The sequence below is a fragment of the Paraglaciecola sp. genome, assembly GCF_039942875.1.
GTDB lineage: Bacteria > Pseudomonadota > Gammaproteobacteria > Enterobacterales > Alteromonadaceae > Paraglaciecola.
In genome coordinates this window covers 69708-96275 of record NZ_JBDVBQ010000040.1, presented here as the reverse complement: position 1 = coordinate 96275, position 26568 = coordinate 69708, and the positions used below count along the sequence as shown (strand labels likewise).

At 40.5% G+C, this 26568-nt stretch carries 17 protein-coding genes, 2 tRNA genes and 3 rRNA genes; 8 read left to right on the top strand and 14 right to left on the bottom strand.

All coding sequences use genetic code 11. The features are described from left to right. Window position 1: 1 nt before the first annotated feature. The 5 genes from rrf to ABJE44_RS13440 all read right to left on the bottom strand — a co-directional run bounded on the left by rrf (window position 2) and on the right by ABJE44_RS13440 (window position 5458). A 5S ribosomal RNA gene (gene rrf, locus ABJE44_RS13460) occupies window positions 2-117 on the bottom strand. A 245-nt stretch (window positions 118-362) separates the two neighbouring features. Further along, a 23S ribosomal RNA gene (locus ABJE44_RS13455) occupies window positions 363-3240 on the bottom strand. Between the two features lie 430 nt (window positions 3241-3670). Continuing rightward, window positions 3671-3747 (bottom strand) — tRNA-Ile (locus ABJE44_RS13450). Window positions 3748-3752: 5 nt separating this feature from the next. Continuing rightward, window positions 3753-3828: transfer RNA gene (locus ABJE44_RS13445), tRNA-Ala, on the bottom strand. Window positions 3829-3925: 97 nt separating this feature from the next. Beyond that, window positions 3926-5458, bottom strand: a 16S ribosomal RNA gene (locus ABJE44_RS13440). Together the 16S, 23S and 5S rRNA genes with 2 tRNA genes alongside form the textbook arrangement of a ribosomal RNA operon. Before the next feature lie 474 nt (window positions 5459-5932). Here ABJE44_RS13440 and ABJE44_RS13435 point away from each other — a divergent pair. Continuing rightward, complete coding sequence (locus ABJE44_RS13435; RefSeq protein WP_348109774.1) at window positions 5933-6472, top strand: gamma carbonic anhydrase family protein; 540 nt, start codon at window positions 5933-5935, stop codon at window positions 6470-6472. 46 nt (window positions 6473-6518) lie between these two features. Here the strand turns inward: ABJE44_RS13435 and aroE are convergent, their stop codons facing one another. From aroE to ABJE44_RS13395, 8 genes are read right to left on the bottom strand one after another with little or no spacing between them, the layout of a single operon-like run. Beyond that, the gene (gene aroE, locus ABJE44_RS13430) at window positions 6519-7343 is read right to left on the bottom strand and encodes a shikimate dehydrogenase (protein WP_348109772.1); all 825 of its coding nucleotides are present in this window, start codon (window positions 7341-7343) and stop codon (window positions 6519-6521) included. After that, window positions 7340-8260, bottom strand: coding sequence for an oxygen-dependent coproporphyrinogen oxidase (gene hemF, locus ABJE44_RS13425; RefSeq protein WP_348109770.1), 921 nt, complete (start codon window positions 8258-8260; stop codon window positions 7340-7342). Before hemF ends, aroE begins: the two co-directional genes overlap by 4 nt. Next, complete coding sequence (locus ABJE44_RS13420; RefSeq protein WP_348109768.1) at window positions 8261-8821, bottom strand: Sua5/YciO/YrdC/YwlC family protein; 561 nt, start codon at window positions 8819-8821, stop codon at window positions 8261-8263. It abuts the gene before it with no gap. Between the two features lie 33 nt (window positions 8822-8854). Further along, window positions 8855-11296: a DUF748 domain-containing protein gene (locus ABJE44_RS13415; protein WP_348109766.1), complete on the bottom strand. Its 2442-nt coding sequence runs from the start codon at window positions 11294-11296 to the stop codon at window positions 8855-8857. A 59-nt stretch (window positions 11297-11355) separates the two neighbouring features. Further along, window positions 11356-11934 carry a topoisomerase DNA-binding C4 zinc finger domain-containing protein gene (locus ABJE44_RS13410; protein WP_348109764.1) on the bottom strand — a complete coding sequence of 193 codons (579 nt, stop codon included), beginning with the start codon at window positions 11932-11934 and terminating at the stop codon, window positions 11356-11358. Window positions 11935-11957: 23 nt separating this feature from the next. Further along, a complete protein-coding gene (locus ABJE44_RS13405) occupies window positions 11958-12434 on the bottom strand; it encodes a DUF494 family protein (protein ID WP_133471951.1) in 477 nt (158 codons plus the stop codon). A 1-nt stretch (window position 12435) separates the two neighbouring features. Continuing rightward, on the bottom strand, window positions 12436-13584 hold the full coding sequence (gene dprA, locus ABJE44_RS13400) for a DNA-processing protein DprA (protein WP_348109761.1): 1149 nt from the start codon (window positions 13582-13584) through the stop codon (window positions 12436-12438). A gap of 13 nt (window positions 13585-13597) precedes the next feature. Further along, window positions 13598-14674, bottom strand: a complete 1077-nt coding sequence (locus tag ABJE44_RS13395; protein ID WP_348109759.1) for a LysM domain-containing protein — start codon at window positions 14672-14674, stop codon at window positions 13598-13600. Between the two features lie 212 nt (window positions 14675-14886). Between ABJE44_RS13395 and def the strand changes: the two genes are divergently transcribed. From def to ABJE44_RS13365, 6 genes are all read left to right on the top strand, one after another. Next, window positions 14887-15396: a peptide deformylase gene (def, locus tag ABJE44_RS13390; protein ID WP_348109757.1), complete on the top strand. Its 510-nt coding sequence runs from the start codon at window positions 14887-14889 to the stop codon at window positions 15394-15396. Between the two features lie 7 nt (window positions 15397-15403). After that, window positions 15404-16354: a methionyl-tRNA formyltransferase gene (gene fmt / locus ABJE44_RS13385; RefSeq protein ID WP_348109755.1), complete on the top strand. Its 951-nt coding sequence runs from the start codon at window positions 15404-15406 to the stop codon at window positions 16352-16354. Window positions 16355-16379: 25 nt separating this feature from the next. Next, window positions 16380-17717 carry a 16S rRNA (cytosine(967)-C(5))-methyltransferase RsmB gene (gene rsmB, locus ABJE44_RS13380; protein WP_348109753.1) on the top strand — a complete coding sequence of 446 codons (1338 nt, stop codon included), beginning with the start codon at window positions 16380-16382 and terminating at the stop codon, window positions 17715-17717. Window positions 17718-17796: 79 nt separating this feature from the next. Beyond that, the gene (trkA, locus tag ABJE44_RS13375) at window positions 17797-19176 is read left to right on the top strand and encodes a Trk system potassium transporter TrkA (RefSeq protein ID WP_289032036.1); all 1380 of its coding nucleotides are present in this window, start codon (window positions 17797-17799) and stop codon (window positions 19174-19176) included. Window positions 19177-19313: 137 nt separating this feature from the next. Further along, entirely contained in the window at window positions 19314-20171 is an 858-nt protein-coding gene (locus ABJE44_RS13370; protein WP_348109751.1) for a CsgG/HfaB family protein, read from the top strand. Between the two features lie 28 nt (window positions 20172-20199). Further along, a complete protein-coding gene (locus ABJE44_RS13365) occupies window positions 20200-21651 on the top strand; it encodes a CsgG/HfaB family protein (protein ID WP_348109749.1) in 1452 nt (483 codons plus the stop codon). Window positions 21652-21674: 23 nt separating this feature from the next. Here ABJE44_RS13365 and ABJE44_RS13360 read toward each other — a convergent pair whose 3' ends face one another. Continuing rightward, window positions 21675-23126, bottom strand: coding sequence for a TrkH family potassium uptake protein (locus ABJE44_RS13360; RefSeq protein ID WP_348109747.1), 1452 nt, complete (start codon window positions 23124-23126; stop codon window positions 21675-21677). A gap of 640 nt (window positions 23127-23766) precedes the next feature. On the opposite strand from ABJE44_RS13360, the gene polA reads away from it, so the two are divergent. Then, window positions 23767-26517: a DNA polymerase I gene (gene polA, locus ABJE44_RS13355; RefSeq protein ID WP_348109745.1), complete on the top strand. Its 2751-nt coding sequence runs from the start codon at window positions 23767-23769 to the stop codon at window positions 26515-26517. Window positions 26518-26568 lie beyond the last annotated feature (51 nt).

The window sequence follows — 26568 nt, the reverse complement described above, 5'->3', positions numbered from 1 at the left end:
AGTCTGGCAGTGTGCTACTCTCGCATGGGGAAACCCCAAACTACCATCGCCGCTAATGCGTTTCACTTCTGAGTTCGGAATGGGATCAGGTGGGACCGCATCGCTATGGCCGCCAGACAAAAACTTGTCGTGTTAATTCACTTGCTCACAGCGCGTCAGCAATGTGATGAATTAACGCAATGAGGAACCAAGTTCAGCCTTATGGCTTGCTTGTTTCATCAATGCTTATCGTTAATATGTAAAAGCTGATGCTCTTATTGAGCAAATAATCGAAGCTAAAGGTATTCTCTAGTCTTACTCTTGATTCTATGTTGTTACTTGTCACTCACAACGCTTAGTGCATAAAGCCACTTGGGCGTTGTATGGTTAAGCCTCACGGGCAATTAGTACAGGTTAGCTCAACGCATTGCTACGCTTCCACACCCTGCCTATCTACGTCGTAGTCTTCAACAACCCTTTAGGTACGTTAAACGTACAGGGATGACTCATCTTGGGGCTCGCTTCGCGCTTAGATGCTTTCAGCGCTTATCAATTCCGAACGTAGCTACCGGGCAATGCCTTTGGCAAAACAACCCGAACACCAGCGGTTCGTCCACTCCGGTCCTCTCGTACTAGGAGCAGCTCCCCTCAATCATCCAACGCCCACACCAGATAGGGACCGAACTGTCTCACGACGTTCTAAACCCAGCTCGCGTACCACTTTAAATGGCGAACAGCCATACCCTTGGGACCGACTTCAGCCCCAGGATGTGATGAGCCGACATCGAGGTGCCAAACACCGCCGTCGATATGAACTCTTGGGCGGTATCAGCCTGTTATCCCCGGAGTACCTTTTATCCGTTGAGCGATGGCCCTTCCATTCAGAACCACCGGATCACTATGACCTACTTTCGTACCTGCTCGACGTGTCTGTCTCGCAGTTAAGCTGGCTTATGCCATTGCACTAACCTCCTGATGTCCGACCAGGATTAGCCAACCTTCGTGCTCCTCCGTTACGCTTTGGGAGGAGACCGCCCCAGTCAAACTACCCACCAGACACTGTCCGCATTCCCGATTAGGGAACAACGTTAGAACATCAAACCTACAAGGGTGGTATTTCAAGGACGACTCCACTCCATCTAGCGACGAAGTTTCAAAGTCTCCCACCTATCCTACACATGTAGGGTCAATGTTCAGTGCCAAGCTATAGTAAAGGTTCACGGGGTCTTTCCGTCTAGGTGCGGGTACACAGCATCTTCACTGCGATTTCAATTTCACTGAGTCCTGGGTGGAGACAGCGTGGCCATGATTACGCCATTCGTGCAGGTCGGAACTTACCCGACAAGGAATTTCGCTACCTTAGGACCGTTATAGTTACGGCCGCCGTTTACCGGGGCTTCGATCAAGAGCTTCGCTTGCGCTAACCCCATCAATTAACCTTCCGGCACCGGGCAGGCGTCACACCGTATACGTCATCTTTCGATTTAGCACAGTGCTGTGTTTTTAATAAACAGTTCCAGCCACCATTTCACTGCGGCCCCCATTCGCTCATGAAGCAAGTCCAATCACAAACAGGGGCGTACCTTCTCCCGAAGTTACGGTACGATTTTGCCGAGTTCCTTCACCCAGGTTCTCTCAAGCGCCTTAGTATTCTCTACCTGACCACCTGTGTCGGTTTGGGGTACGGTTCGATATATCATAAGTTTAGAGGCTTTTCCTGGAAGCAGAGTATTTGCAACTTCAATACCGTAGTATCTCGTCTCGTGTCTCAGGCATGTAGAATCCCGGATTTACCTAAGATTCAACCCTACGCACTTTCACCTAGACAACCAACGCTAGGCTTGCATAACTTTCTCCGTCCCCCCTTCACTGATATACCAAGTACGGAAATATTAATCCGTTTCCCATCGACTACGCATTTCTGCCTCGCCTTAGGGGCCGACTTACCCTGCCCTGATTAGCATGGGACAGGAAACCTTGGTCTTCCGGCGTGGGGGTTTTTCACCCCCATTATCGTTACTCATGTCAGCATTCGCACTTGTGATATGTCCAGCAAGCCTCTCAGCTCACCTTCAGCCACTTACACAACGCTCCCCTACCACGCATAGTAAACTATGCGTCCGCAGCTTCGGTATATTACTTAGCCCCGTTACATCTTCCGCGCAGGCCGACTCGACTAGTGAGCTATTACGCTTTCTTTAAAGGATGGCTGCTTCTAAGCCAACCTCCTAGCTGTCTTAGCCTTCCCACTTCGTTTCCCACTTAGTAATATTTAGGGACCTTAGCTGGCGGTCTGGGTTGTTTCCCTCTTCACGACGGACGTTAGCACCCGCCGTGTGTCTCCCGGATAGTACTCACAGGTATTCGGAGTTTGCAAAGGGTTGGTAAGTCGGGATGACCCCCTAGCCTTAACAGTGCTCTACCCCCTGTGGTATTCGTCCGAGGCGCTACCTAAATAGCTTTCGGGGAGAACCAGCTATCTCCCGGTTTGATTGGCCTTTCACCCCCAGCCACAAGTCATCCGCTGACTTTTCAACGTCAGTCGGTTCGGTCCTCCAGTTGATGTTACTCAACCTTCAACCTGCCCATGGCTAGATCACCGGGTTTCGGGTCTATACCTAGCAACTAAACGCGCAGTTAACACTCGCTTTCGCTACGGCTCCCCTATTCGGTTAACCTTGCTACTAAATATAAGTCGCTGACCCATTATACAAAAGGTACGCAGTCACATAACAAGTATGCTCCCACTGCTTGTACGTATACGGTTTCAGGTTCTATTTCACTCCCCTCACAGGGGTTCTTTTCGCCTTTCCCTCACGGTACTAGTTCACTATCGGTCAGTTAGGAGTATTTAGCCTTGGAGGATGGTCCCCCCATCTTCAGTCAAGATAACACGTGTCCCGACCTACTTAATATGGATGATAAGACGCTTTGTGTACGGGACTATCACCCTGTACCGTTGAGCTTTCCAACTCATTCCACTACTTCTTAACATCTCGGCTGTTTCCCGTTCGCTCGCCGCTACTAGGGAAATCTCAATTGATTTCTTTTCCTAAGGGTACTTAGATGTTTCAGTTCCCCTCGTTTGCCTCTACAACCTATGTATTCAGTTGCAGATAATCCCTAAGGACTGGGTTCCCCCATTCGGACATCTGTGGATCAAAGCATTTTGTCGGCTCCCCACAGCTTTTCGCAGACTTACACGTCCTTCATCGCCTCTAACTGCCTAGGCATCCACCGTATACGCTTAGTCACTTAACCATACAACCCCAAATGACCTCTTCATTACTTAAGTAAACCTAAGTAACAACACGTTATCTTTCCTCATCTCAGTAACGTCAGAGATAAATCAAACAACTCGTCTACCCCTTGGCCTTTTATCCAAGGTTAGGTGCAACTTTCGTCGCTGTCGTATGCGTGACAAGTACTAATCATAAAAATCAGATAGAGTAAGTTCCTAAGAACAACTCTTTTAGTTTTCGATTACTTTTTTATCAGCTTTCCATATTGTTAAAGAACATTTAAGGTTTAAAAAACCCTAATCAATAAACATTAATAAATGATTATTGATTAAGGCTACTTAATCTTATTAACACCAAGAGCATGCATCTAATCTTTTCTAGTCAAGGCATGTAGTGAGGACGTGTGTCTTTATACACGACGAACTACATAACGCAGAATAGGAAAGATTTGGTAGGCTTGGGCAGACTTGAACTGCCGACCTCACCCTTATCAGGGGTGCGCTCTAACCAGCTGAGCTACAAGCCTATAAGTGGTGGAGCTAAGCAGGATCGAACTGCTGACCTCCTGCGTGCAAGGCAGGCGCTCTCCCAGCTGAGCTATAGCCCCGTTTTAACTTTTCAGTCTAAAACGTCTCTCGGTTCTCTTTATTCAAAACAAAACAATCTATGTGAACACTCAACTTAGTGAACATTCGCCGTAATAGTAAGGAGGTGATCCAACCCCAGGTTCCCCTAGGGTTACCTTGTTACGACTTCACCCCAGTCATGAAACACAAAGTGGTGACCGTTCTCCCGAAGGTTAAACTAGCCACTTCTTTTGCATCCCACTCCCATGGTGTGACGGGCGGTGTGTACAAGGCCCGGGAACGTATTCACCGCAACATTCTGATTTGCGATTACTAGCGATTCCGACTTCATGGAGTCGAGTTGCAGACTCCAATCCGGACTACGACGAGCTTTAAGGGATCCGCTTACCCTCGCAGGTTCGCTTCCCTCTGTACTCGCCATTGTAGCACGTGTGTAGCCCTACTCGTAAGGGCCATGATGACTTGACGTCGTCCCCACCTTCCTCCGGTTTGTCACCGGCAGTCTCCTTAGAGTGCCCAACTTAAGGCTGGCAACTAAGGACAAGGGTTGCGCTCGTTGCGGGACTTAACCCAACATCTCACGACACGAGCTGACGACAGCCATGCAGCACCTGTATCTAGATCCCCGAAGGTACCAATTCATCTCTGAAAAGTTTCTAGTATGTCAAGAGTAGGTAAGGTTCTTCGCGTTGCATCGAATTAAACCACATGCTCCACCGCTTGTGCGGGCCCCCGTCAATTCATTTGAGTTTTAACCTTGCGGCCGTACTCCCCAGGCGGTCTACTTAGCGCGTTAGCTTCGCTACTCACGAGTTAAACTCACAAACAGCTAGTAGACAGCGTTTACGGTGTGGACTACCAGGGTATCTAATCCTGTTCGCTACCCACACTTTCGCACATGAGCGTCAGTCTTTGGCCAGGGAGTCGCCTTCGCCACTGATGTTCCTCCAGATATCTACGCATTTCACCGCTACACCTGGAATTCCACTCCCCTCTCCAAGACTCTAGCCTGCCAGTTCTAAATGCTATTCCCAGGTTGAGCCCGGGGCTTTCACATCTAGCTTAACAAACCGCCTGCGTGCGCTTTACGCCCAGTAATTCCGATTAACGCTCGCACCCTCCGTATTACCGCGGCTGCTGGCACGGAGTTAGCCGGTGCTTCTTCTGTTGCTAACGTCACAGCTAATGGGTATTAACCATTAACCTTTCCTCACAACTGAAAGTGCTTTACAACCCGAAGGCCTTCTTCACACACGCGGCATGGCTGCATCAGGGTTTCCCCCATTGTGCAATATTCCCCACTGCTGCCTCCCGTAGGAGTCTGGACCGTGTCTCAGTTCCAGTGTGGCTGATCTTCCTCTCAGAACAGCTAGAGATCGTCGCCTTGGTGAGCCTTTACCTCACCAACAAGCTAATCTCGCTTAGGCCACTCTCTGAGCGAGAGCCGAAGCCCCCTTTGGTCCGTAGACGTTATGCGGTATTAGCTATCGTTTCCAATAGTTATCCCCCACTCAAAGGCATGTTCCTAAGTATTACTCACCCGTCCGCCACTCGACATCATCTAGCAAGCTAGACATGTTTCCGTTCGACTTGCATGTGTTAGGCCTGCCGCCAGCGTTCAATCTGAGCCATGATCAAACTCTTCAATTAAATATTTCGAAAATATGAATTTTTTTGGTAAACATCCACTAAGTGAATGTCCACACAGATTGTCTTGTTCTAATTGTTAAAGAGCGTTGCCAACTTCGTTAGCGGCTTAAGTTGTCCGTGGACCCTCTTAAGCGGGAGGCGTATAATACGCCGTTAAACTTTGATGTCAACGTTTTAATTTAAAAACTTTTCAAATTAAATCTCGCCGCATCCCGCTAACTACAACACTTTAAAAGCATAATAATGACAAGGTTTAAATCTATTAAATCTTGTCTCGAGTGTCACCGTTTTGGCTGACTCCCCGAAGCGAGATGCGCATTATAGAGAGAACTTGGTTCACTGCAACCCCTTTTTTAATCTTTTTTACTAACTGCACAGTTATCAAACAAATGGCTTGTTTATAAGCCGATTTAGAGGGGCACAATAAACTTTTTTGCTACTATCAATTAACGATATAAATAGGCAGGGCTAAAAATGACGATTAGACAATACAAAAATGTACTACCTACTCTAGGTAATGGTACTTATATAGATGAATCGGCTGTATTAGTTGGTGATGTAACCTGCGCAGAGGACGTGAGTATTTGGCCACTGGTTGCAGCAAGAGGTGATGTAAATTATATAAAAATCGGAGCCAGAACCAACATACAGGATGGAACTGTCTTGCACGTCAGCCGTATCAGCGTAGCAAACCCTAATGGCTTTCCACTAATAATAGGCGAAGATGTAACGGTAGGGCATAAGTGTATGCTGCATGGTTGCATACTAGGAAACCGTATATTAGTCGGTATGGGCGCTATAATTATGGATGGTGTTGTAGTGGAAGATGACGTTTTTATAGGAGCAGGAACCTTAGTGCCACCAAATAAAACATTAAAGAGCGGCTTTTTGTATAAAGGCAACCCTATGCAGCAAGCAAGACCATTAAAAGAGTCAGAAACTCTATTTTTGAAACAATCTGCACTTAATTACGTAACACTAAAGAGTGAATATATAGAAGGTTTAAAACAATAATTGTGACCCAAAATGGTGAGCAAATAAGCTCACCTTTATTTTGACGCTATAACGTACTTCTTAATGCCTTAATAACAGGCTCGACATCAGGGCGCACGCCCTTCCATAAATAGAAGCTTTCCGCTGCCTGTCCGACTAACATCCCTAAGCCATCAAAAGTACTATTTACACCTAAATTTTTAGCGTGCTCCATTAAAATTGTAGGCTTGTCACCGTAACTCATATCGTACACTGTTGTACTTTGACTGATAATTTTATCTGCGATTGGCGGCAACTCGCCAGATAAACTCGTTGTAGTTGAGTTAATAATCAAATCGAAAGGCTGTTCAATACAATTTAATTCATCAAACCCAACCCCAATAAAGTTATTTTGAGGGATTAAAGAAGCCAATAACTTTGCTTTTGATTCAGTTCTATTGGCAATGACCAACGAATCCGGAGCCAGATTCAAAATAGACTGCAGCACTCCTCTAGCGGCTCCACCTGCCCCTAACAATAAAACTCGTATACCTTTAATGCATACCCCTAAGCGTAATAGGTCTTGTACCAAACCTGGCCCATCAGTGGTATCACCCAGAAAACGTCCATCTTCTTTACGGATTACAGTATTTACAGCACCTGCTAATTTAGCATTGTTAGATAACTCCCCTACCCATTTTGAGACTTGCTCTTTAAATGGTGAAGTGACGTTGCATCCTTTGGTTTCTGAGTCCTCAAAGAATGACTCAATTGTTTCTACAAAATTATCTGGTGTTGCAAAAGTTTTGTCATACCCAATATCCATGCCGAACTGCTTTGCGAACATAGCATGAATAATAGGAGACTTACTTTGCGCTATTGGATTGCCGAAAACAGTATACTTGTCAGTCACGACAACCACTCCTGAGGTTTTAGATAATTGCTATACAAGTCAGCTTCTTTACTACCCTCTTGAGGTTTGAAATTATATTCCCATCTAGCTAAAGGAGGCATCGACATCAATATAGACTCAGTACGGCCTCCAGTTTGAAGCCCAAAAAGAGTGCCTCTGTCATACACTAAATTAAACTCTACATAACGACCACGGCGGTATAATTGGAAGTCTCGTTCTTTTTGTGTAAACGATTCATCTTTTCTTTTTTCAACAATAGGTACATAAGCCTCTAAGAATCCATTACCTACGGCTTGCATGAACTTAAAGCTCTTTTCAAAACCTTCAGAATTTAAGTCATCAAAAAATAATCCACCAACACCTCGCGTTTCATCACGGTGTTTCAAATAGAAATAATCATCACACCATTTTTTATATTTTGGGTACACATCCGTACCGAAAGGTACGCAGAGCTTATTTGCTACCTGATGCCAATGTTGAACATCTTCTAAATATGGGTAAAAAGGCGTTAAATCAAAGCCTCCTCCAAACCACCATACTGGCTCCTCACCTTCTTTTTCAGCAATAAAAAATCTAACATTTGCATGAGTAGTCGGTACGTACGGGTTATGAGGGTGAATAACTAAAGATACTCCCATAGCCTGAAAGCTTCGCCCAGCTAGTTCAGGCCTAGCAGCCGTTGCTGAGGCTGGTAATTCACCTCCAAATACGTGGGAAAAATTTACTCCACCCTGTTCAATCACATTACCATTTGTTAAGACTCGCGTGCGACCGCCCCCGCCTAATTCTCGCTGCCAATTATCTTCAGCGAAAGACCCTTTGCCATCAGCAAGCTCTAGGGTCTGACAGATATTGTCTTGTAACCTTAATAGGTATTGTTTAACTTTTTCAATATTTGAATTAAATTCAGATGTCATTTATTTGTCTCTTATAATTTGTCCTGTCATCCCATGACGTATTTGACTAGGTTTTTTATTTCCACCCAGTTCACCTTCAACCAAAACAGGAGGCTCACTAAATTGTCTATTTAATTGTTCAGCATTAAGGGCGGGCTGAGTGCCAGCGACATTAGCACTGGTAGAAACAAGAGGCTTGTTAAACAACTCACATAATTGACCTACAACAAGGTGTTGAGACACCCTAACTGCAATATAATCACTATCACCAGTAATCCATTTAGGTGCGTGCTTAGAAGCGGGTAACAACCAAGTTATAGCAGCTGGCCAACTAGAAAATATTTCCGTACGCATATCCATAGGAATACGAGCATCATCTATATAGGGTAAAAGTTGGGAATATGTTTTGGCCACTAATATCAGTCCTTTTTCAACTGGCCTATTTTTAATTTTTAATAATTTAAAAACCGCTTCTTCGTTATCAGGATCACACCCTAAACCTAAAACACCTTCTGTGGGATAAGCAATAATCCCCCCTTGCAACAAAGTCTCTAAAATGAGCTCTGAATCTTTAATATTCACGTAATTCGCTCTCAATATTCGTATAAGGTTTTATTAATCAGTCTTCAATTCTATTCTAGACTGAGCAGTATCTGATGTATCTAGTTCTGGAGAACAATACAAAATACGTGAAGACTTAATACCTTGCTCAATGAGATAAGTTTTCAAATTGGCCTGGCGTTTATCACCTAAAACCTTTACCTCTGACTTTAATTCAGTAGTAATAACAGTACCCTGCGCAACGGCTAAATCCTGATAATTCGAAATAGAGCAGGTTTTAAGCTGCAGTTCTGGCTTATCCTGCATAAGCAGCACCAGCTCTGACAAATATTGTTGATTTTCATCAGTTAATGAAACCTCCCCGGTCTCGAATAACAAGGGTTCAAATCTCACCTTAAGTAAATATTCAGCACCAGATAAAGCTACCGAAACAACGGATGCATAGGGAACAAATGTTGTCATTAAATAATCTTTAGCTTGTGACATTGCAGCCTTTTTTAGCACCAATCCTATAAAACTTTCGATACCAAATGATGGTGAGGCGATATTTCCACGCAATGGAACTGTCAATTCAATATTGTCTTGATCGTCTTTTAACATACCTAGCGCAATATTTAATGGCATAGCCTTACCTTCTTTAATCGTGCCTTGCTCGACCTCATCAGCGCTGGCCATTTCGATTCCGCGCATAAAAATAGTGGTATCTCCAGCAATCTGGTCATCAATAATTTTAACATCTAAGTTTAAGTCTAACTGGCCACTCTTCATTTCAAAGCCAAGGGCGTCTTTCATGTAAGGAGAAATAGAAGGTAGTGATAATTCATCTACATTACCAAATAGGCTGGCATTTAAAGCTTCACCAAATGGGGAAACAAACCCACTAGCATCAATCTTTAGGTAACTTTGGTCTTTAGCTTTTAATTCATATGGACTTTGCAAGTCTGTATCTAAGCTATTAATCGGGCCAATTTGAAGAGTTTCTATAGTGATTTTTTGATCATAGGTTGGTGAAACACTTTGATCGTTAAGTAAAATAATGGCGTCATCTACAAGCATAAATTTATTTAGTGCAAAACCTATTGCTGGCTTTTGCTCCGCTTCCTGTTGCGATAAACCTTCATCCACCAGCTCTTCGTTCGACTCAGTAGAAGGTGCATCTGTTGTTTTTGCTGATGCTTCATCTGGATTAAGAGCGCTAGTGTCAACCAAACTTAAAATACTTTTATCTGGATTGATTTTAAGATCGGTTAACAAGCCTTGTAATGTAATCGCATCTATAGATAAGAAATTATCATTAAACTTAATATCGTTTATCGATAGCTCCTGAATACTCACAATGGGTAAATCTTCTGCTAACGACCTATCTTCAGATAAATTTAAAGACTTAATAGTAACTGCTGACTCGGAGATATGTGGTTGCATATCAACAACAGATGCATTGGCTGCAACATCTATTAACTCCCAGTTTATCAAGCTATTATCTGTGCTTTGTAGACCAAGGTTTCCTTGGGTAAACTCAGTTTTCATGTTTGTAGATAACATTGTCAATTCACCAATAGGTGTAGATTTTACAAGCAAATTGTTCAGGGTGACTTGATTACGCTTACCTTCAAAAATCCAAGGCTCGTAGTTTATTAATAAAGTATCAAAGGTAAGGATAGTTCGCTCTGAAGCTAGTTTTATCTCGTCTGCAGATATTTGTAATTTAGGCGAGCTGCTAAAGGATAATAGGCCAGACATGTTTACCCCAAAATCGGCTAAGAGGGGGCTTAATTCATCTAAGTCTAAGTTATTTAACGATACCTCCGAATCAATCACGCCTACACCAGCATGCATTGATAAGCTTGATTTGATGACCACAGGGGCATTATTTATTTTAGCATCTATGCTTAACCCTAAATTATGATCTACTTGGTCTACTTCCACATCATTTAGAGAAAAGTCATTTAACGTTAATGTTTGTTGAACACTGTCAATATCTGCATTTACAGTAAAATTTTCCAATTTGAATTCAGGCAAAATTATGCGGAAATCTGGGATTGGCTCGACAACCTCCTTAGGTGTAGGTTCATCAACATCTTGAGTATTATCACCTGGTGTTAAATTAATACCTGCAACATACAAGCTGTTGCTTTTTTTAGTAACCTTTAACTTGGTCTCTTTAATACTAAAAGTAGAAATATAGATCTGTTTAAACAGCAGCCTATGTATGCGCACGCTGATATCAAGCTCATCCACCGCCAATACTGTAGTTCGGTTAGTATCGAGTAACGATAAATCCCTAACAGTCAAAGTAGAAGTAAAGGGATTAAAGCGGATACTAGAATCAACTCCTAAAGTTAAGCCTAAATCACCTACGGGTTCAGTAGCAAAATAGCGCACTACCCAAGGGGATGTAATCCAAATGAGCAAATAAACAAGGACCATAAAAATCAGTAAATATTTAAAAATGCCACGCAGTAGGGAAGAAAAGGAATGTTTGGTTGAGGATGTCATCTTGGCTTCTTTTGTAGAATATTTAACAGCAATACCTAGGTAATTTTTAGGGTTAGCTTTTAGTTTATGTTTTTAAGTTCAGGCTTAGGCATAGAGTACTGACAAGGCTTTTGAGGGCATAGCAGCTCCTGCCCTGAGCTGCCTTTCTTTTCCTGCATTAATGGCCAATTACATTTTGGACACGGATATTCAACAGGGGGAAGATTGAGTACATACTTACACTTCGGATAATTATCACACGCATAAAATGACTTGCCAAACTTATTTGTGCGCTTTGCCAGCCGACCTTTTCCGCATTTGGGGCAAGTTAGCTTGGTTGCCTCACTGTGTTTTTGCGAATCGATATAATGACAAGTTGGGAAGTCACTGCACCCAATAAATAGTCCATATCTGCCTTTTTTTATCACCAATTCACTGCTGCATAATGGGCAGGATGATCCTTCAATGGCCTTTATCTCGGTATTTTCATATTCGTGTAAAGGCTTTGAGTAATCACAGCCTGGATATTGAGTGCAGCCAATGAAAGCACCAGATTTTCCGTGCCTAATACCTAACTTTGCAGAACATTTTGGGCAAGGTCCAAAAGCTTGCTCAGATCCTTCTTGTGCTGAGAACAATGAGTGATCAATCTTAGACATATAATTTAATCACTCTTTTGTAATTAGTGAAGCGGTCCTTCTGGCTCTTCAAACAATAAATCTTCCATCTGAGCATAAGCATTTTCTTTGCCTGGAACATTGAATAATACCATGAGCACAACCCATTTCATGTCTTCTAAACAAAACTCTTTAGATTCAATTTCCATCACCCTATCAATTACCATTTCTCGGGTAGTTGAATCGACAACATTAATTTGCTCTAAAAATAGTAAAAAGCCTCTACACTCAATATCTAATCGCATTTCTTCTTCTTGAGTGTAGACACGAGTTACAAATGAGGTAGGTCCTTTAACTAAATAAGGATTAATATCTGTTTCTTGTAGTGCAGCTAGTTTTTCTAGCCAAGATAGAGCTTTGTATATTTCATCATGATGAAAACCTGCTCTGATAAGTTCATCAGTCAATTCATCTTGATCAACACGGATCTCTGTTTCACTATGAATGAAGTTTTCAAACAGATACATGAGGATATCGAACATATTATTTTTCCCCCAACTTAATGTAACCTCCAGGAACGGTAGTTACTAAACCGCGTAACTCAAACTCTAATAATTTTGACATAACTTCAGTTACTTCAATGCCTGAGCGCTGAGCTACTATATCTAGTGGTGTCACTTCAAAATCTACACTATCTAACAATTTGTCAGATGCCAAGCTTTGAAATGATTTTTTTTGCAATTTATCTTCATTCGAGTTAGCTGAAAAATCATTAACCTGGGGAAACTCCTCTAAAATATCTTCAATACAAGTTACTAATTTTGCCCCTTGTTGAATAAGAAGATTACACCCAGCAGCAAGGGGATTTTGAATATTACCCGGAATAGCAAGTACTTCCCTATTTTGCTCCAAAGCATACTTTGCCGTTATTAATGAACCACTTTTAATCGCCGCTTCTACGACCAGCACTCCCCAGGACAAACCACTAATTATGCGATTTCGACGGGGGAAATTCTCGGGGCGACTTAGTGAACCAGGTGCAAACTCAGATATAATCACACCATCGTTCTCAAGTATTTGTTCTGCTAATTTTATATGCCTTCGGGGGTACATTTTATCAATAGCTGTACCTAATACAGCTATAGTTGAGCGCTCTCCGATTAATGCCCCTTGGTGAGACAAACCATCAATTCCCATAGCTAGACCACTTGTGACAATCCAACCTGACTCACTTAATAAGTGAGCAAAACGTTTAGCATTCTCTTTACCTTGATGAGTAGGGTTTCGGCTACCAACCATTGATAATTGATAATTCGACAATAAATCGCAACGACCATAACCAAATAAAACAGGAGGAGCACTGGATATTTGTTTAAGTAGGTAGGGGTATTTTGAGTGAGCAAAATGAATCAAAAATCGTTGTTCTTTGTCATAAAACCACTGCAAACTTTTATCAATTAGTTGCCTATTGGGTGATGTAATTGCAGAGATTTGTTGTTGATTGAAGCCAAATGCATCGAGAGTTTCGGCAGATGAAGACAACAACTCTGCCAAATTGATATTAAATTTTGAATAAAACTTTAACCAACGGCTAACACCAAACCTTGGAATTTGACTTAATATTAGCCAATTAATTAGAGCTTTTTCATCATCGTTAGTAAATACAGTTTCATGGGCAACGTCCTGTCTCATAAAGTACTCCTTGTTATGGTTTCGCGACTATCATTCCTTTTCTAATGACTTTAGCTGACTTTGTAATAAGTGCATAACTTGCCTTTTCAAAGGTTTTAAACACGATAATTTCCCCTACCTTAAATGCGGGTTGGTTAATTTCATCACCTATATTAAAAGCACTTCTAATCGCAGCTGTTTCACCTTCATATTTGGGCTGTGGTCCATCTATAATAACGGGACCTTGACTATAAATACCCATGATCGTTCCTGGTGCTACCTCTTCGTTACCTAGATCTAAAATAACAACATTATATTTACCTAGTAAATTATGTTGTTCTAAGTCATCAATAATAAATCCTGTTTGCTCAGTAGCTGCAGTCAATAAAATATCTGCGGGTAAACTTCTATCTGCAGGGATAATTTTATCTGCACGTTTTACTTCCAACTTAGCATCAACTATCTTAATTAAACTTTGCTTATCAAGATCAGTATCAATTAGTTTTGCTTCAGCAACATGACGGACTTGTAACCCAAGAAAATTTCCTTCCATATCGTATAATTCATTCTGCTTTCTAACAATCTGCAAATCGTCGTTTTTGCGTCTCGATGCTTTACTAAGAACAACGCTATCTGTGGCATACCTAACCGCTCCGTCACTATTTCCTAATACATAAGGATAGCGGTCATAATCATCCTTGGACATTACAGACTCATTTTCCACATAAGGCCTGATGACTGACCAGGGTAAAGCAGGTATAGGCTCAACAAATTTACTGGTTTTTTTACCTTCTGGTGATAGTTTAATCTCTAGTTTTGGTTCATCTCTCACCACCTCCAAAACAATTTCACCAGCAGCATTTTTTACTAAACGCAGTTCATCACCTGGATATATTAAATGGGGGTTAGTGATATGAATATTTGTGCGCCATAATTCTGGCCACAACCAAGGTTGGTCCAAGTACATGTTAGATATATCCCAAAGGGTATCGCCCTTTTTCACGACATATACTTCTGGAGCACTTTCTTTAACCGTAATGGCATCTGCAAAGCACAAAGCAGGGATGAGTACTAAAACAGCGAGAAACTTATATATCTTTTTACTTATCATTCTTATATCTACCCTAAAGCAGTCACTATTATGTTTTGGATCCATTTAAGCTAGAATAGCTTAGGATGAATACGATTAAATAGCAGATTCTATTTAATCGTATAGTAAATAATACACACACCAATGTTAACTTAAACCATGTTGCGTATAGTTTAGATTGGGTAAATTAGTTCCTGAGTCTTTTATAAGACTGATTATAGTTGAAATATATCATGGCAATATTAGAAGTATTACGCTTTCCAGATGAAAGGCTACGTACTGTAGCAAAACAAGTAGACACAATTGATAAAGAAATTACGACCCTAGTGGAAAATATGTTTGACACTATGCGTGAAGAAAACGGTATTGGGTTGGCAGCATCACAAGTTAACGTCCATAAACGTGTTGTGGTTATGGACGTTTCTGAAGAACAAAATCAACCGTTAGTATTTATCAACCCTGAAATCACTCACAAAGAAGGTAAAACCATTAGTGAGGAAGGCTGTCTCTCTGTTCCTAATAATTTTGCAAAAGTAGAACGTGCAGAAAAAATAACCGTAACCGCTTTAGACAAATCAGGAAAACAATTTTCTCTTGATGCCGATGGCCTATTAGCCATTTGTATACAACACGAATTAGATCACCTAATGGGAAAATTATTCGTAGATTATTTATCAGTCCTAAAGCGACAAAGAATCAAAACCAAGCTTGAAAAAGAAGCCAGACTAGCCGCAAAAGGCTAAGTAACCATTGGATACATCATTGAACATTATTTTTGCTGGTACACCAGAGTTTGCAGCCCTACACCTGCAAGCACTTATCGATTCAGAACATAATATAGTTGCCGTGTATAGCCAACCTGATCGGCCTGCAGGCAGAGGAAAAAAACTTCAAGCTAGCGCAGTAAAGCAATTAGCATTAGAGAATGGTTTAGATGTTTACCAACCAGACTCCCTTAAACCTGCAGAGGCACAGGCTCAACTTGCCGAATTAAATGCAGATATTATGATAGTGGTTGCATATGGCTTAATTCTGCCCAAGCTTGTCCTAGATACACCTAAGTTGGGTTGTTTAAATGTTCATGGTTCACTTCTTCCGAAGTGGAGAGGGGCAGCCCCCATCCAGCGTTCATTGTGGGCAGGAGATGCTGAAACAGGCGTTACTATAATGAAAATGGACGAAGGCCTCGATACAGGCCCAATGTTACTCAAACAAGCACTGACGATTGAAGCTACAGATACCAGTGCCAGTTTGTATGAGAAATTATCCGTAGTTGGGCCTAAAGCTCTGTTAGAAGCCTTGTCTCGACTAAAATATTTACAGCCCGAAGAGCAAGATAACAACCTAGCAACCCATGCTAAAAAGTTATCCAAAGAAGAAGCAAAAATTGATTGGTACACATCAGCCTTGCAGCTAGAACGTAATATCAGGGCATTTAACCCTTGGCCCATGGCTTTCTTTAGTGTGCAAGATACCAATATCAAAGTACATGCAGCTGAAGTCATTGCGACTCCTGCAGACAAGTTAAACTTACCTCCTGGACATATAGTGCAAGCAGGAAAGAGTGGAATTCTAGTTGCTACAAAAGAAAACTGCCTTCTGCTAACCAAGCTACAGCCACCGGGTAAAAAACCAATGTCAGCAGCCGACTTGCTAAATGGCAGAGCCGAATGGTTCAAACAAGGTACGGCCCTAAAATGACCGACTTAATTGGGCGCTTTCGTAGATGAATTATAAAAACAAGCCTGTGCGAACCAAACACCACCCTCTTAATCTTAGAGCAGAAGCAGCTAAGGTTCTATTTCAAATACTAGAAGAAGGTAAGTCAGCCCGAGAGTGCTTACCTATGGCTCAAGAGAAGCTTAAAGATCAAGATAAAGCCTGGTTACAAGAGATGGTATATGGGGTATTGCGAAATCTCCCTATACTTCAATATTGGTTGAGACAATTATTAGATAAACCACTTAAGAATCGATACAAAATTGTTGAACATGTAATCATGCTAGGTTTTTATCAACTCGCATTTAGTCGCGTTAGCCAACATGCTGCGGTTTCAGAAACAGTATCAGCCTGCCAAGGGTTAAACACAGATGCAATGAAAGGCTTAGTGAATGCAATTTTACGTACTTTTTTACGAGATGAAGTCTTCAAAGGACCATCCCCTAATGAACAGATTGCATCAGGTCTACCTAAGTGGTTATTTAAAAAATTAAAATTAGAATACCAAGATGATATAACCGATATTGTGAGCAACATGCAGGTTAAAGCTCCCATCTGGTTAAGGGTAAACACACTACAAATTTCTTCAGATAAATATAAGACAACACTAAATAAAGCGAATGTCGAATATCAAGAATCCAACGATCATGATGCTGGATTGGTATTAATTTCGGGGTGTGATATCACAACTCTACCAGGTTTTGACCAAGGGTGGTTTGCGGTCCAAGATGGGGCAGCTCAACTAGCAGCATCTTATTTAGAGCCTAAAGCCGGAGACAATATTTTGGATTGTTGCGCAGCTCCTGGAGGGAAAACCTGCAATATACTGGAATTACAGCCTAAACTAGCATCCCTTTGCGCTTTAGAAGTTGATCCAATTAGGGCTAAACGAATCGAAGAAAACTTAGAAAGGTTACAACATACAGCTAAAATTATTATTGGTGATGCGAGTAAGCCTAATATTTGGTGGGATAAACAACAGTTTGACCGAATTTTACTTGATGCCCCATGCTCTGCCACTGGAATTATACGCCGTCATCCAGATGTTAAATGGTTACGTAAGGCAGCTGATATAGAAGTATTAGTAGAGCTACAAAAACAAATATTAGACGCAATATGGCTAACATTAAAACCCGGAGGCACATTATTGTATGCCACCTGCTCTATACTACCAGAAGAAAATCATCAGCAAGTTAGTCAGTTTTTGGCTCGCACTCCTGACGCACAATTAGACAATAGCTTTTGTAACGATTCCACTACTAAACCTGGCCGTCAAATATTGCCAGGGGAGCAACAAATGGATGGTTTCTATTATGCCAGACTGTTAAAGTCAGAGGCTCGATAGCTATACATTATCAGCTTAATGTAACCTTTAAGCTAGCTTGGATAAAATTAATAATAGGGTTTGAAAACCAAGAATAACCATGAAAATAATTATCTTAGGCGCAGGACAAGTCGGAGCGACTTTAGCAGAAAACTTAGTCGGTGAAAAAAACGAAATTACCGTCATTGACTCTGATATTGAAACCCTCAGACAACTCCAAGATAGACTAGATCTACAAGTGGTCTCTGGAATGGGTTCTCATCCCGATGTACTGAAAAAAGCCGGAGCTGAAGATGCCGACATGTTGATTGCCGTTACGAATAGTGATGAGAGCAATATGATGGCATGTCAGGTTGCTTATAGTTTGTTTAAAACCCCCACAAAAATAGCCCGTGTTCGCTCTGAACAGTACATTATTTATCAAGAGCAATTATTCAAACACCTAGATGTTCCTGTGGATCATCTAATTGCACCTGAACAATTAGTTACTAAAGCAATCAAACGCCTAATCGACTATCCAGGCGCATTACAAGTTGTTGAATTTGCTGAGGGCAAGGCGAGTTTAGTCGCAGTGAAAGCTTATTATGGAGGTTTATTAGTTGGGCATGCGCTTTCTACCTTAAAAGAGCATATACCCAATGTTGATACCCGAGTTGCCGCAATTTATAGGAGAGGTAGGCCTATTCGGCCACTCGGCACTACTATTATCGAGGCGGACGACGAAGTATTTTTCATTGCAGCAACAAAACATATACGTGCTGTAATGAGCGAGCTACAGAAACTTGAATCAAGTTACAAACGTATAATGATTGCAGGAGGCGGCTTAATAGGGGCTGGCCTTGCTAAATTACTCGAACATAACCATAACGTTAAATTAATTGAATATAGTCCAGAGCGCGCTAAATATTTGTCTGCTCATCTTGATAAAACGATTGTATTCTCTGGAGATGCTTCAGACCACGAATTATTAACAGAAGAAAATGTCGAACAAGTTGACGCCTTTATAGCTGTCACTAATGATGATGAAGCCAATATTATGTCGGCCATGCTAGCGAAGCGACTTGGTGCCCAAAAGGCAATGGTATTAATTCAACGAGGCGCTTATGTTGATCTTGTACAAGGAGGTGAAATTGACATTGCCTTTTCGCCTCAACAAGCAACCATTTCAGCATTGTTAACCCATATTCGACGAGGAGATATAGTTAACGTTTATTCTTTAAGACGCGGTGCAGCAGAAGCTATTGAAGCTATTGCCCATGGAGACAAAAATACTTCTAAGGTAGTCGGAAGAGAAATTCGTGACATAAATCTACCTCCAGGTACAACTATAGGCGCAATTGTCCGCAGTGATGAAGTAATCATTGCCCACAGCAATACTGTTATAGAAGCAAATGACCATGTTATTTTATTTTTAGTCGACAAAAAATTTATAAGCCACGTTGAAAAACTATTCCAACCTAGTGCCTTCTTTTTTGGATAACGTTATAGATTATTAACCCACCCATTTAAAAGTTCTAAAAGTTTACTTTCAAATCTCTAAAATACGTTTCCTATTTAATTTAGGTATGTTATTTTTTGAACGTACGAACAAAAATTAATCAATAAAAGTATTTTAGAATGATGGACTATTTTAAACTTGTACTTAGCATAAATCTTCGCAGTTCTTTATTTTCAATGGCTTTGTTGACTATGCTACTCGTCAGTCAAAGTGCCTTATCTAACCCTCGTATAGCAGTCATTGATTTCGATCGTACCGGTATTAGATACCCATACTTAAGCCAAGAAATCGCAAACCTACTATCCAATCAGTTAGTTAATTATTCTCAATTTATTGTTGTAGAAAGAGAAAGACTAAATAGCATAATGGGAGAGTTAAAACTGAGCTCAAGTGGATTAGTAGCCTCAAATCAGGTCATTCAAATTGGAAACTTAACTGGTGCAGAATATTTATTAACTGGACAAATTTTAAATGCAGATATTGATAGAGAAACTTTTTCTGGATATGGAGTAAGAACCACCAAAGAAACTTATCACTTAGGTGTAAGTGTTCGCATATTAGACACGCAAACTGGTGCCATTGTTTTTTCAGATAGCCTACAAGCCGAACATACCCTGCAAGACAGTCAAAACCGCTCAAACAAAAATCGTACATTTACCGAATTAGCACAGCAAATTAGTACTAGCTTTGTGGAACAGATAAATCAAAGCAACCAATTTAAACTAGAACAAGACAATACTCCCAGCTCAGTTTTAGTCCAAATACAATCAGTCCCAGATGAAGCAGACGTTGAAATTGACGGTGTATTTTACGGAAATGCGGGGGAATCACTTTCCCTTCCTGCAGGTATGCATACTGTTAAAATTAGTATACCTGGCTATGACGCATGGGAAAAAAAGGTGCTGCTACGTGAAAACCTATCAATTAAGGCAAGACTAAGAAAGTCCGCTGACTTTAGAATTGAAACTAATAATTAGAAAAATATATATTAAAAAGGAGTTAACAATGAGGCTGTATATCCGCTCAATATTAGTGATGATTTGTTTAGTGGCAATAAACGCAGAAGCATTAGCTGCGCCAAGAGTAGCAATAGTCGATTTTGAAAACCGTACTCATTACCGCACAAGTTGGCGTTTAAATTCAGGCGCCGCAGATATGCTAACGACAGAGCTTGTTAAAGCAACAAAACTAGATGTGTTTGAAAGAGAACGCATGAGTAGTATCTTAAAAGAACAGGACTTTGGGCAGTCGGGAAGAATAGACCCATCTACAGCGGCAGAAATCGGACGTCTAATAGGTGTCGATTTTATCGTAACAGGAGCCATTACTGAGTTTGGTAGTAGTAACTCTGGTGGTGGGGGTGGGGGTGTTAATATAGGGAAAAAGAACTTTATGGCTAGCGTCGATGTGCGGATTATCGACGTGAATACTGGGCAAATCGTTTTTGCTGATACAGGTACGGGCAAAAAGTCATCAACCAATGTTAAAGTATTCGGGTTTGGTGGAGGAGAAAAAAATAACACCAAAAATGAAACTGCGTCACTACGTAAAGCAATGAAAGACCTTGCACAAAAGATAGGTGATGCAGGTTTAGAAAACAAACTAAGCTCTACTGGTTCCAACCCAATACCTATCACAACCTCAAAAGACACTCTCATAGCTTATATAGATGACGATGAGGTTACTTTAAATAAGGGGTTTAGCTCAAATTTAGTAGTAGGCAATACTTATAAAGTTAGACGCCCTACAGGCAGCATCAAAGACCCTAAAACAGGTAGAGTGATCAAGATAAAGTATAAAACATTAGGAAAAGTGAAAATTACCGCAGTAGAAGATAGTTATTCAGATGGAGTTTTGGTTGAGAATAAGGGAGTGGAAGTTGGAGATGTGGTTGCTGGCCCAAAAGGGGTTGTAAAGGTATCGAAACCCAAGCCAAAGCCGGTGCAACAAGAACCCGTTTATGTTGCTAAAAAAGAAGCGCCTCCTAAGCCAGAGGTAAAAGAAAAGTCTAGCTTTACCTCTATGGCAGCAGGCGTTTTTTCTAACAAAGGCTCTAGTAATGTTACAACTCGCTCCCGTGACATTGAGATAGACGCCTATGATGAAGATGCATTAGAAAACTATTATGAGGCCTTAAAAAGCTCTATAAATTGGATGTCAATGCTAAGTGGGTTAACAATAGAACAATCAAAGCAAGGTAATATTGATAACCAGCTACATATGCTTTATGGAATGTTCACAGGTAAATTAGAAACCTCTCAAATAGAACTCGAAGATTGGCCTTTAGAAGCCAAACAAAAAGGGTGGGAAATTTTAGGTAAAAAAATAGTTAAGTACAGCAAATTGTTCGAAAGACATAGAACTAGAATACTCAAAAATGAAGCCGTTAGTGCAGACTTTAAAGAAAGAATTGGTCATATAGAACTCATTACAGAACAAAGCTTATTTGAAACCTAAAAAAGCCAATGTGCGAAAACTGGTTAACTTCTCCAAAATGTTGGTGAGAATAAGACTAGTAAAGAAAATATCTCTAAGCGACCAAACAGCATCGCTAAGATTAACAACCATTTACCAGCGTCTGAGACGTCAGCATATGTGCCTGCAACGTCACCCAAACCAGGACCAAGGTTATTTAGGGTGGCGGCGGTTGCAGTAAATGCAGTTACATCGCTCATACCTGTTGCAATCAAACACACCATTATAATCACGAAAATCATCGCATAAGCAGAGAAGAACCCCCAAACTGCCTCGACAACTCTATCAGGTAAGGCTCTATCCCCTAACTTTACGGAATACACTGCTTTTGGATGTATAAGGCGATTTACCTCACGCTTCCCTTGTAAATAGAGAAGTAAAACTCTTATCACTTTCATACCTCCACCAGTAGAGCCAGCACACCCTCCAATAAAGCTAGAAAAAATTAACATAATAGGTAAAAACGCCGGCCATTGAGAAAATTCTGTTGTAGCAAACCCAGCAGTAGTACTGATAGAAACCGACTGAATTAAGGCCTGGTCAAATGCGGTACCGGCGTCATCAAACCAACTAAAATGTATCAAAACAACAAAACATGCTAGTGCCAAAGAAAACTGGATAAGGAAAAAAGCCTTTAATTCAGGATCATAAAAATATCCCTTTAGACTACGACCACTTGCCGCTCCATAATGAAGTGAGAAATTTAACGCCGCTATCCATAAAAAGATCACACATACAATATTGACACCAACGCTATTAAAGTGGCCTAGACTCGCGTCATAGGTGCTAAATCCTCCAATCGCAATAGTTGAAAATGCATGGCAGATTGCATCAAACCAATTCATTCCCACCGACCAAAAAGCTATGGTGCATGCAGTTGTTAAAGACAAGTAGATATACCAAAGGTGTTTAGCTGTATCAGCAATGCGAGGGGTCATTTTTGAATCTTTAACTGGTCCTGGTGTTTCAGCACGATACAGCTGCATTCCCCCTACCCCGAGTATAGGTAAAATAGCCACAGCTAATACAATAATCCCCATCCCCCCTAACCATTGGAGCTGCTGCCTGTAAAATTGAATGGCTTTAGGCAAATAATCAATGCCTTCAATAACGGTAGCCCCCGTGGTAGTTAAGCCAGAGAAAGACTCGAAGAAAGCATCGGAAGTGGACATTTGAGGCTGCTCTAGTAACAAGAAAGGCAAGGCCGCAAAACTTGCTAGAACAGTCCAAAATAACACTACTATTAAAAAACCTTCTTTTGCTCTCAAGTCATAGCGATATTTTCTGTTTGGGTACCAAATGGCTAATCCAGTAACCAAGCATAAAATAAATGCCATTAAAAATGGTAAGCCACTACCATCTTCATAGATAACAGAGACGACAGCAGGTGGAATCATAGTTACACTAAACAAGGCGATTAATAGCCCTAAAATTCGGATAATCGTACGGTATTGCATAACTTAATTGATTCTCATAAAACGTTAACCAAAATTATAATAGACGCGGAGAAATACAGCATAAATAGCTTAAAGGCCTCCCATTAAGTTTGATCTTTACATTGTATATTATTAATAAAAAAGAATAGAACCGTACGATAACAGAAAGGTACATCTACAGCTATTATTTGGCTAGCAACACCACTATAAGTCTAAAAATGATTTAGGTTTTTATGAAACTAAATGTATTAAAGAAGGGGGTGATAATTATCTACTTATCCAGACAACAATGTGCTTATAATTTTTAAGGCTGTTTTTTTAAAATCTCTACTTTAAAAAACTAAAAAATGACTTTCATCTATTATAATTAGTGTGTATCTTATCCGCTTATTTTTGAAATAAATAATACTTCAATTAAGTTATCCACATAGATTATTTCAAAAACAACTATCTTCATCATTAGTGTGAAAAAAAGTAAAATACTGTTATATAACAATTTTATTGTAATATTAATATTTATCACAATTCAAATTGCTTACCTTCTTTATTTATTATCTACATAGTTATCCACATTCACCTTTATAGTATACATAGATGATTAATTTCAGTTATGGCATCCTTATTAATCTTCAGCCATCACAACCTATCCAGGCTTAATACCATGAAAAATACTCTACAAATTTTATCCGAACCTCTTATATTGGTTGATGGTTCATCTTATTTATTTAGGGCCTATCACGTTCCTTATTTACAAGCTTTAAGTACTTCATATGGACAACCTACAGGTGCCATCACTGGGGTCCTAAATATGATAAAGAGTCTTCAAAAAAGCTATCCCGCGGGGAATATTGTGGTGATATTTGACGCCAAAGGGAAAACCTTTAGAAACGACATGTACCCTGAATACAAAGCCAATCGGCCACCTATGCCAGATGACTTAAGAACCCAAATTGCACCCCTTCATCAAATAATTGAAGCTATGGGATTACCTTTATTAGTAATCGAAGGTGTCGAAGCCGATGATGTAATTGGTACCCTAGCCCATCAGGCATCAGAGTTGAAAATTGAAACCATCATATCTACAGGTGACAAAGATATGGCTCAATTGGTGACCCCTCATGTCAGGCTAATCAATACGATGACAAACGTAGAAATGGATGAAGCTGGAGTTGTCGAAAAATTTGGAGTGAAACCAGATCAAATTATCGATTATTTAGCCTTAATGGGTGACAAAGTCGATAATATTCCAGGGGTCAATAAATGCGGCCCTAAAACAGCAGCCAAATGGCTAAACGAACATGCCTCGTTACAAGAGGTTATAGAAAATGCAGATAAGGTTAAAGGAAAGATTGGAGAGTATTTACGTGAGGCAATAGAGTTTCTGCCATTATCATATAAACTCGCCACCATTAAACTTGATGTAGAGTTAGAACTTAACGTTACAGAGTTGAAACCAGTCTCACCAAACGATGAACGTTTAATTGAACTCGCCAATAAGTTTGAGCTTAAACGATTATTAACAGAGATAGCTCAAAAAGCTGAAATACCTTTAGAAAATGAATCCGCAGAAAAAGATATTGGTGAGTCGATTAAAGAGAGTAATCAAAATTATCAAACGATATTTAGCCAAGAAGAATTAGATATTTGGATAGAGAAAATCTCTTCATCTGAGTTATTCGCGTTTGATACAGAAACGACCAGTTTAAATTATATGGATGCAGAATTAGTTGGCGTCTCCTTTTGTGTAAAAGAAGGAGAAGCCGCTTATGTTCCATTTGCACATGACTATTTAGATGCTCCAGAGCAATTAGAAAGGTCAGTAGTACTTGATGCTTTAAAACCGATATTGGAAGATCAGTCCATTAAAAAAGTAGGACAGCATTTAAAGTATGACAAAAATGTTCTAGCGAATTATGGAATAAACCTTCAAGGGATCGCTTACGACACTATGCTAGAGTCCTATGTATTAAATAGTGTTGGCTCAAAACATAATATGGATAGTTTAGCTGAGACTTATTTAGGGAAGACAACCATACATTTTGAAGACATAGCAGGGAAAGGAGCTAAACAACTAACCTTTAATCAAATCCCGATAGAAAAAGCTGCTCCCTATGCAGCTGAAGATGCCGATATTACGCTGCAATTACATAATACTATTTGGAACAAGTTAAGCGAAGAAAAGGAACTCAAAGAAGTATTTGAAACCATAGAGTTACCCTTAGCTCCAGTGCTGGCTAGAATGGAGCAGTTTGGTGTATTGATTGATAGCCAACAGTTAGCTCAACAAAGTCAAGACATTGCGATGAGAGTACTTGAGCTAGAAAAAGAAGTTTATGAACTAGCAGGCGAAGAGTTCAATCTAGGCTCAACAAAACAATTACAGGAAATTTTGTTTAATAAAATGCAATTACCTGTTCTTAAAAAGACCCCCAAAGGAGCACCGTCAACAGCCGAAGAAGTTTTACAAGAGTTAGCTAACAACTACCCTCTTCCTAAATTATTGATGGAGTTCAGAGGGTTAAGCAAGCTAAAAAACACCTATACGGATAAGCTTCCAAAAATGATAAATGTGCGTACCGGAAGAGTGCATACCTCTTATCATCAAGCAATTGCTGCAACGGGTAGGTTATCTTCAACAGATCCTAATCTCCAAAATATACCTATTCGAACCCCCGAAGGTAGGCGAGTAAGACAAGCTTTTATTGCTAGAGATAATTATAAAATTGTAGCAGCCGATTATTCACAAATAGAACTACGTATTATGGCGCACTTATCTGGTGACAAGGGTTTACTAAGAGCTTTTGCATCTGGAAAGGATATACATTCTGCTACGGCTTCTGAGGTCTTCAGCACACCTTTAGAAAACGTTACAACCGAACAGCGTAGAAACGCCAAAGCCATTAACTTTGGACTTATATATGGCATGTCTGCATTTGGCCTTTCTCGTCAACTTAATATTTCGCGACAGGATGCCCAGAAATATATGGATGTATACTTCGAACGCTACCCTAGCGTTCTAACCTATATGGAAAACACTCGAGAGTTAGCCAAAGAGAAAGGCTATGTTTCAACAGTTTTTGGAAGGCGTTTATACTTACCAGAAATAAATGCAAGCAATGGTATGCGCCGAAAAGGAGCAGAAAGGGCCGCTATTAATGCTCCGATGCAAGGAACAGCGGCTGATATTATAAAGAAAGCAATGTTGGCAGTAGACCAATGGATTCAAGAACTCCCCAACGATGAAATTAGAATGATAATGCAAGTACATGATGAGCTAGTATTTGAAATTGCGGAACATAAAATATCTGAATACAAAGCTAAAATTATATCCTTAATGGAGCAAGCTGTGACTTTAGATGTCCCTTTAGTAGTAGAAGCGGGTTTAGGTGAAAACTGGGATGAGGCCCATTAATCGTACATTAAGTTCAGTTAATCGATTAAAACGCATAATCTACTTGGTTTA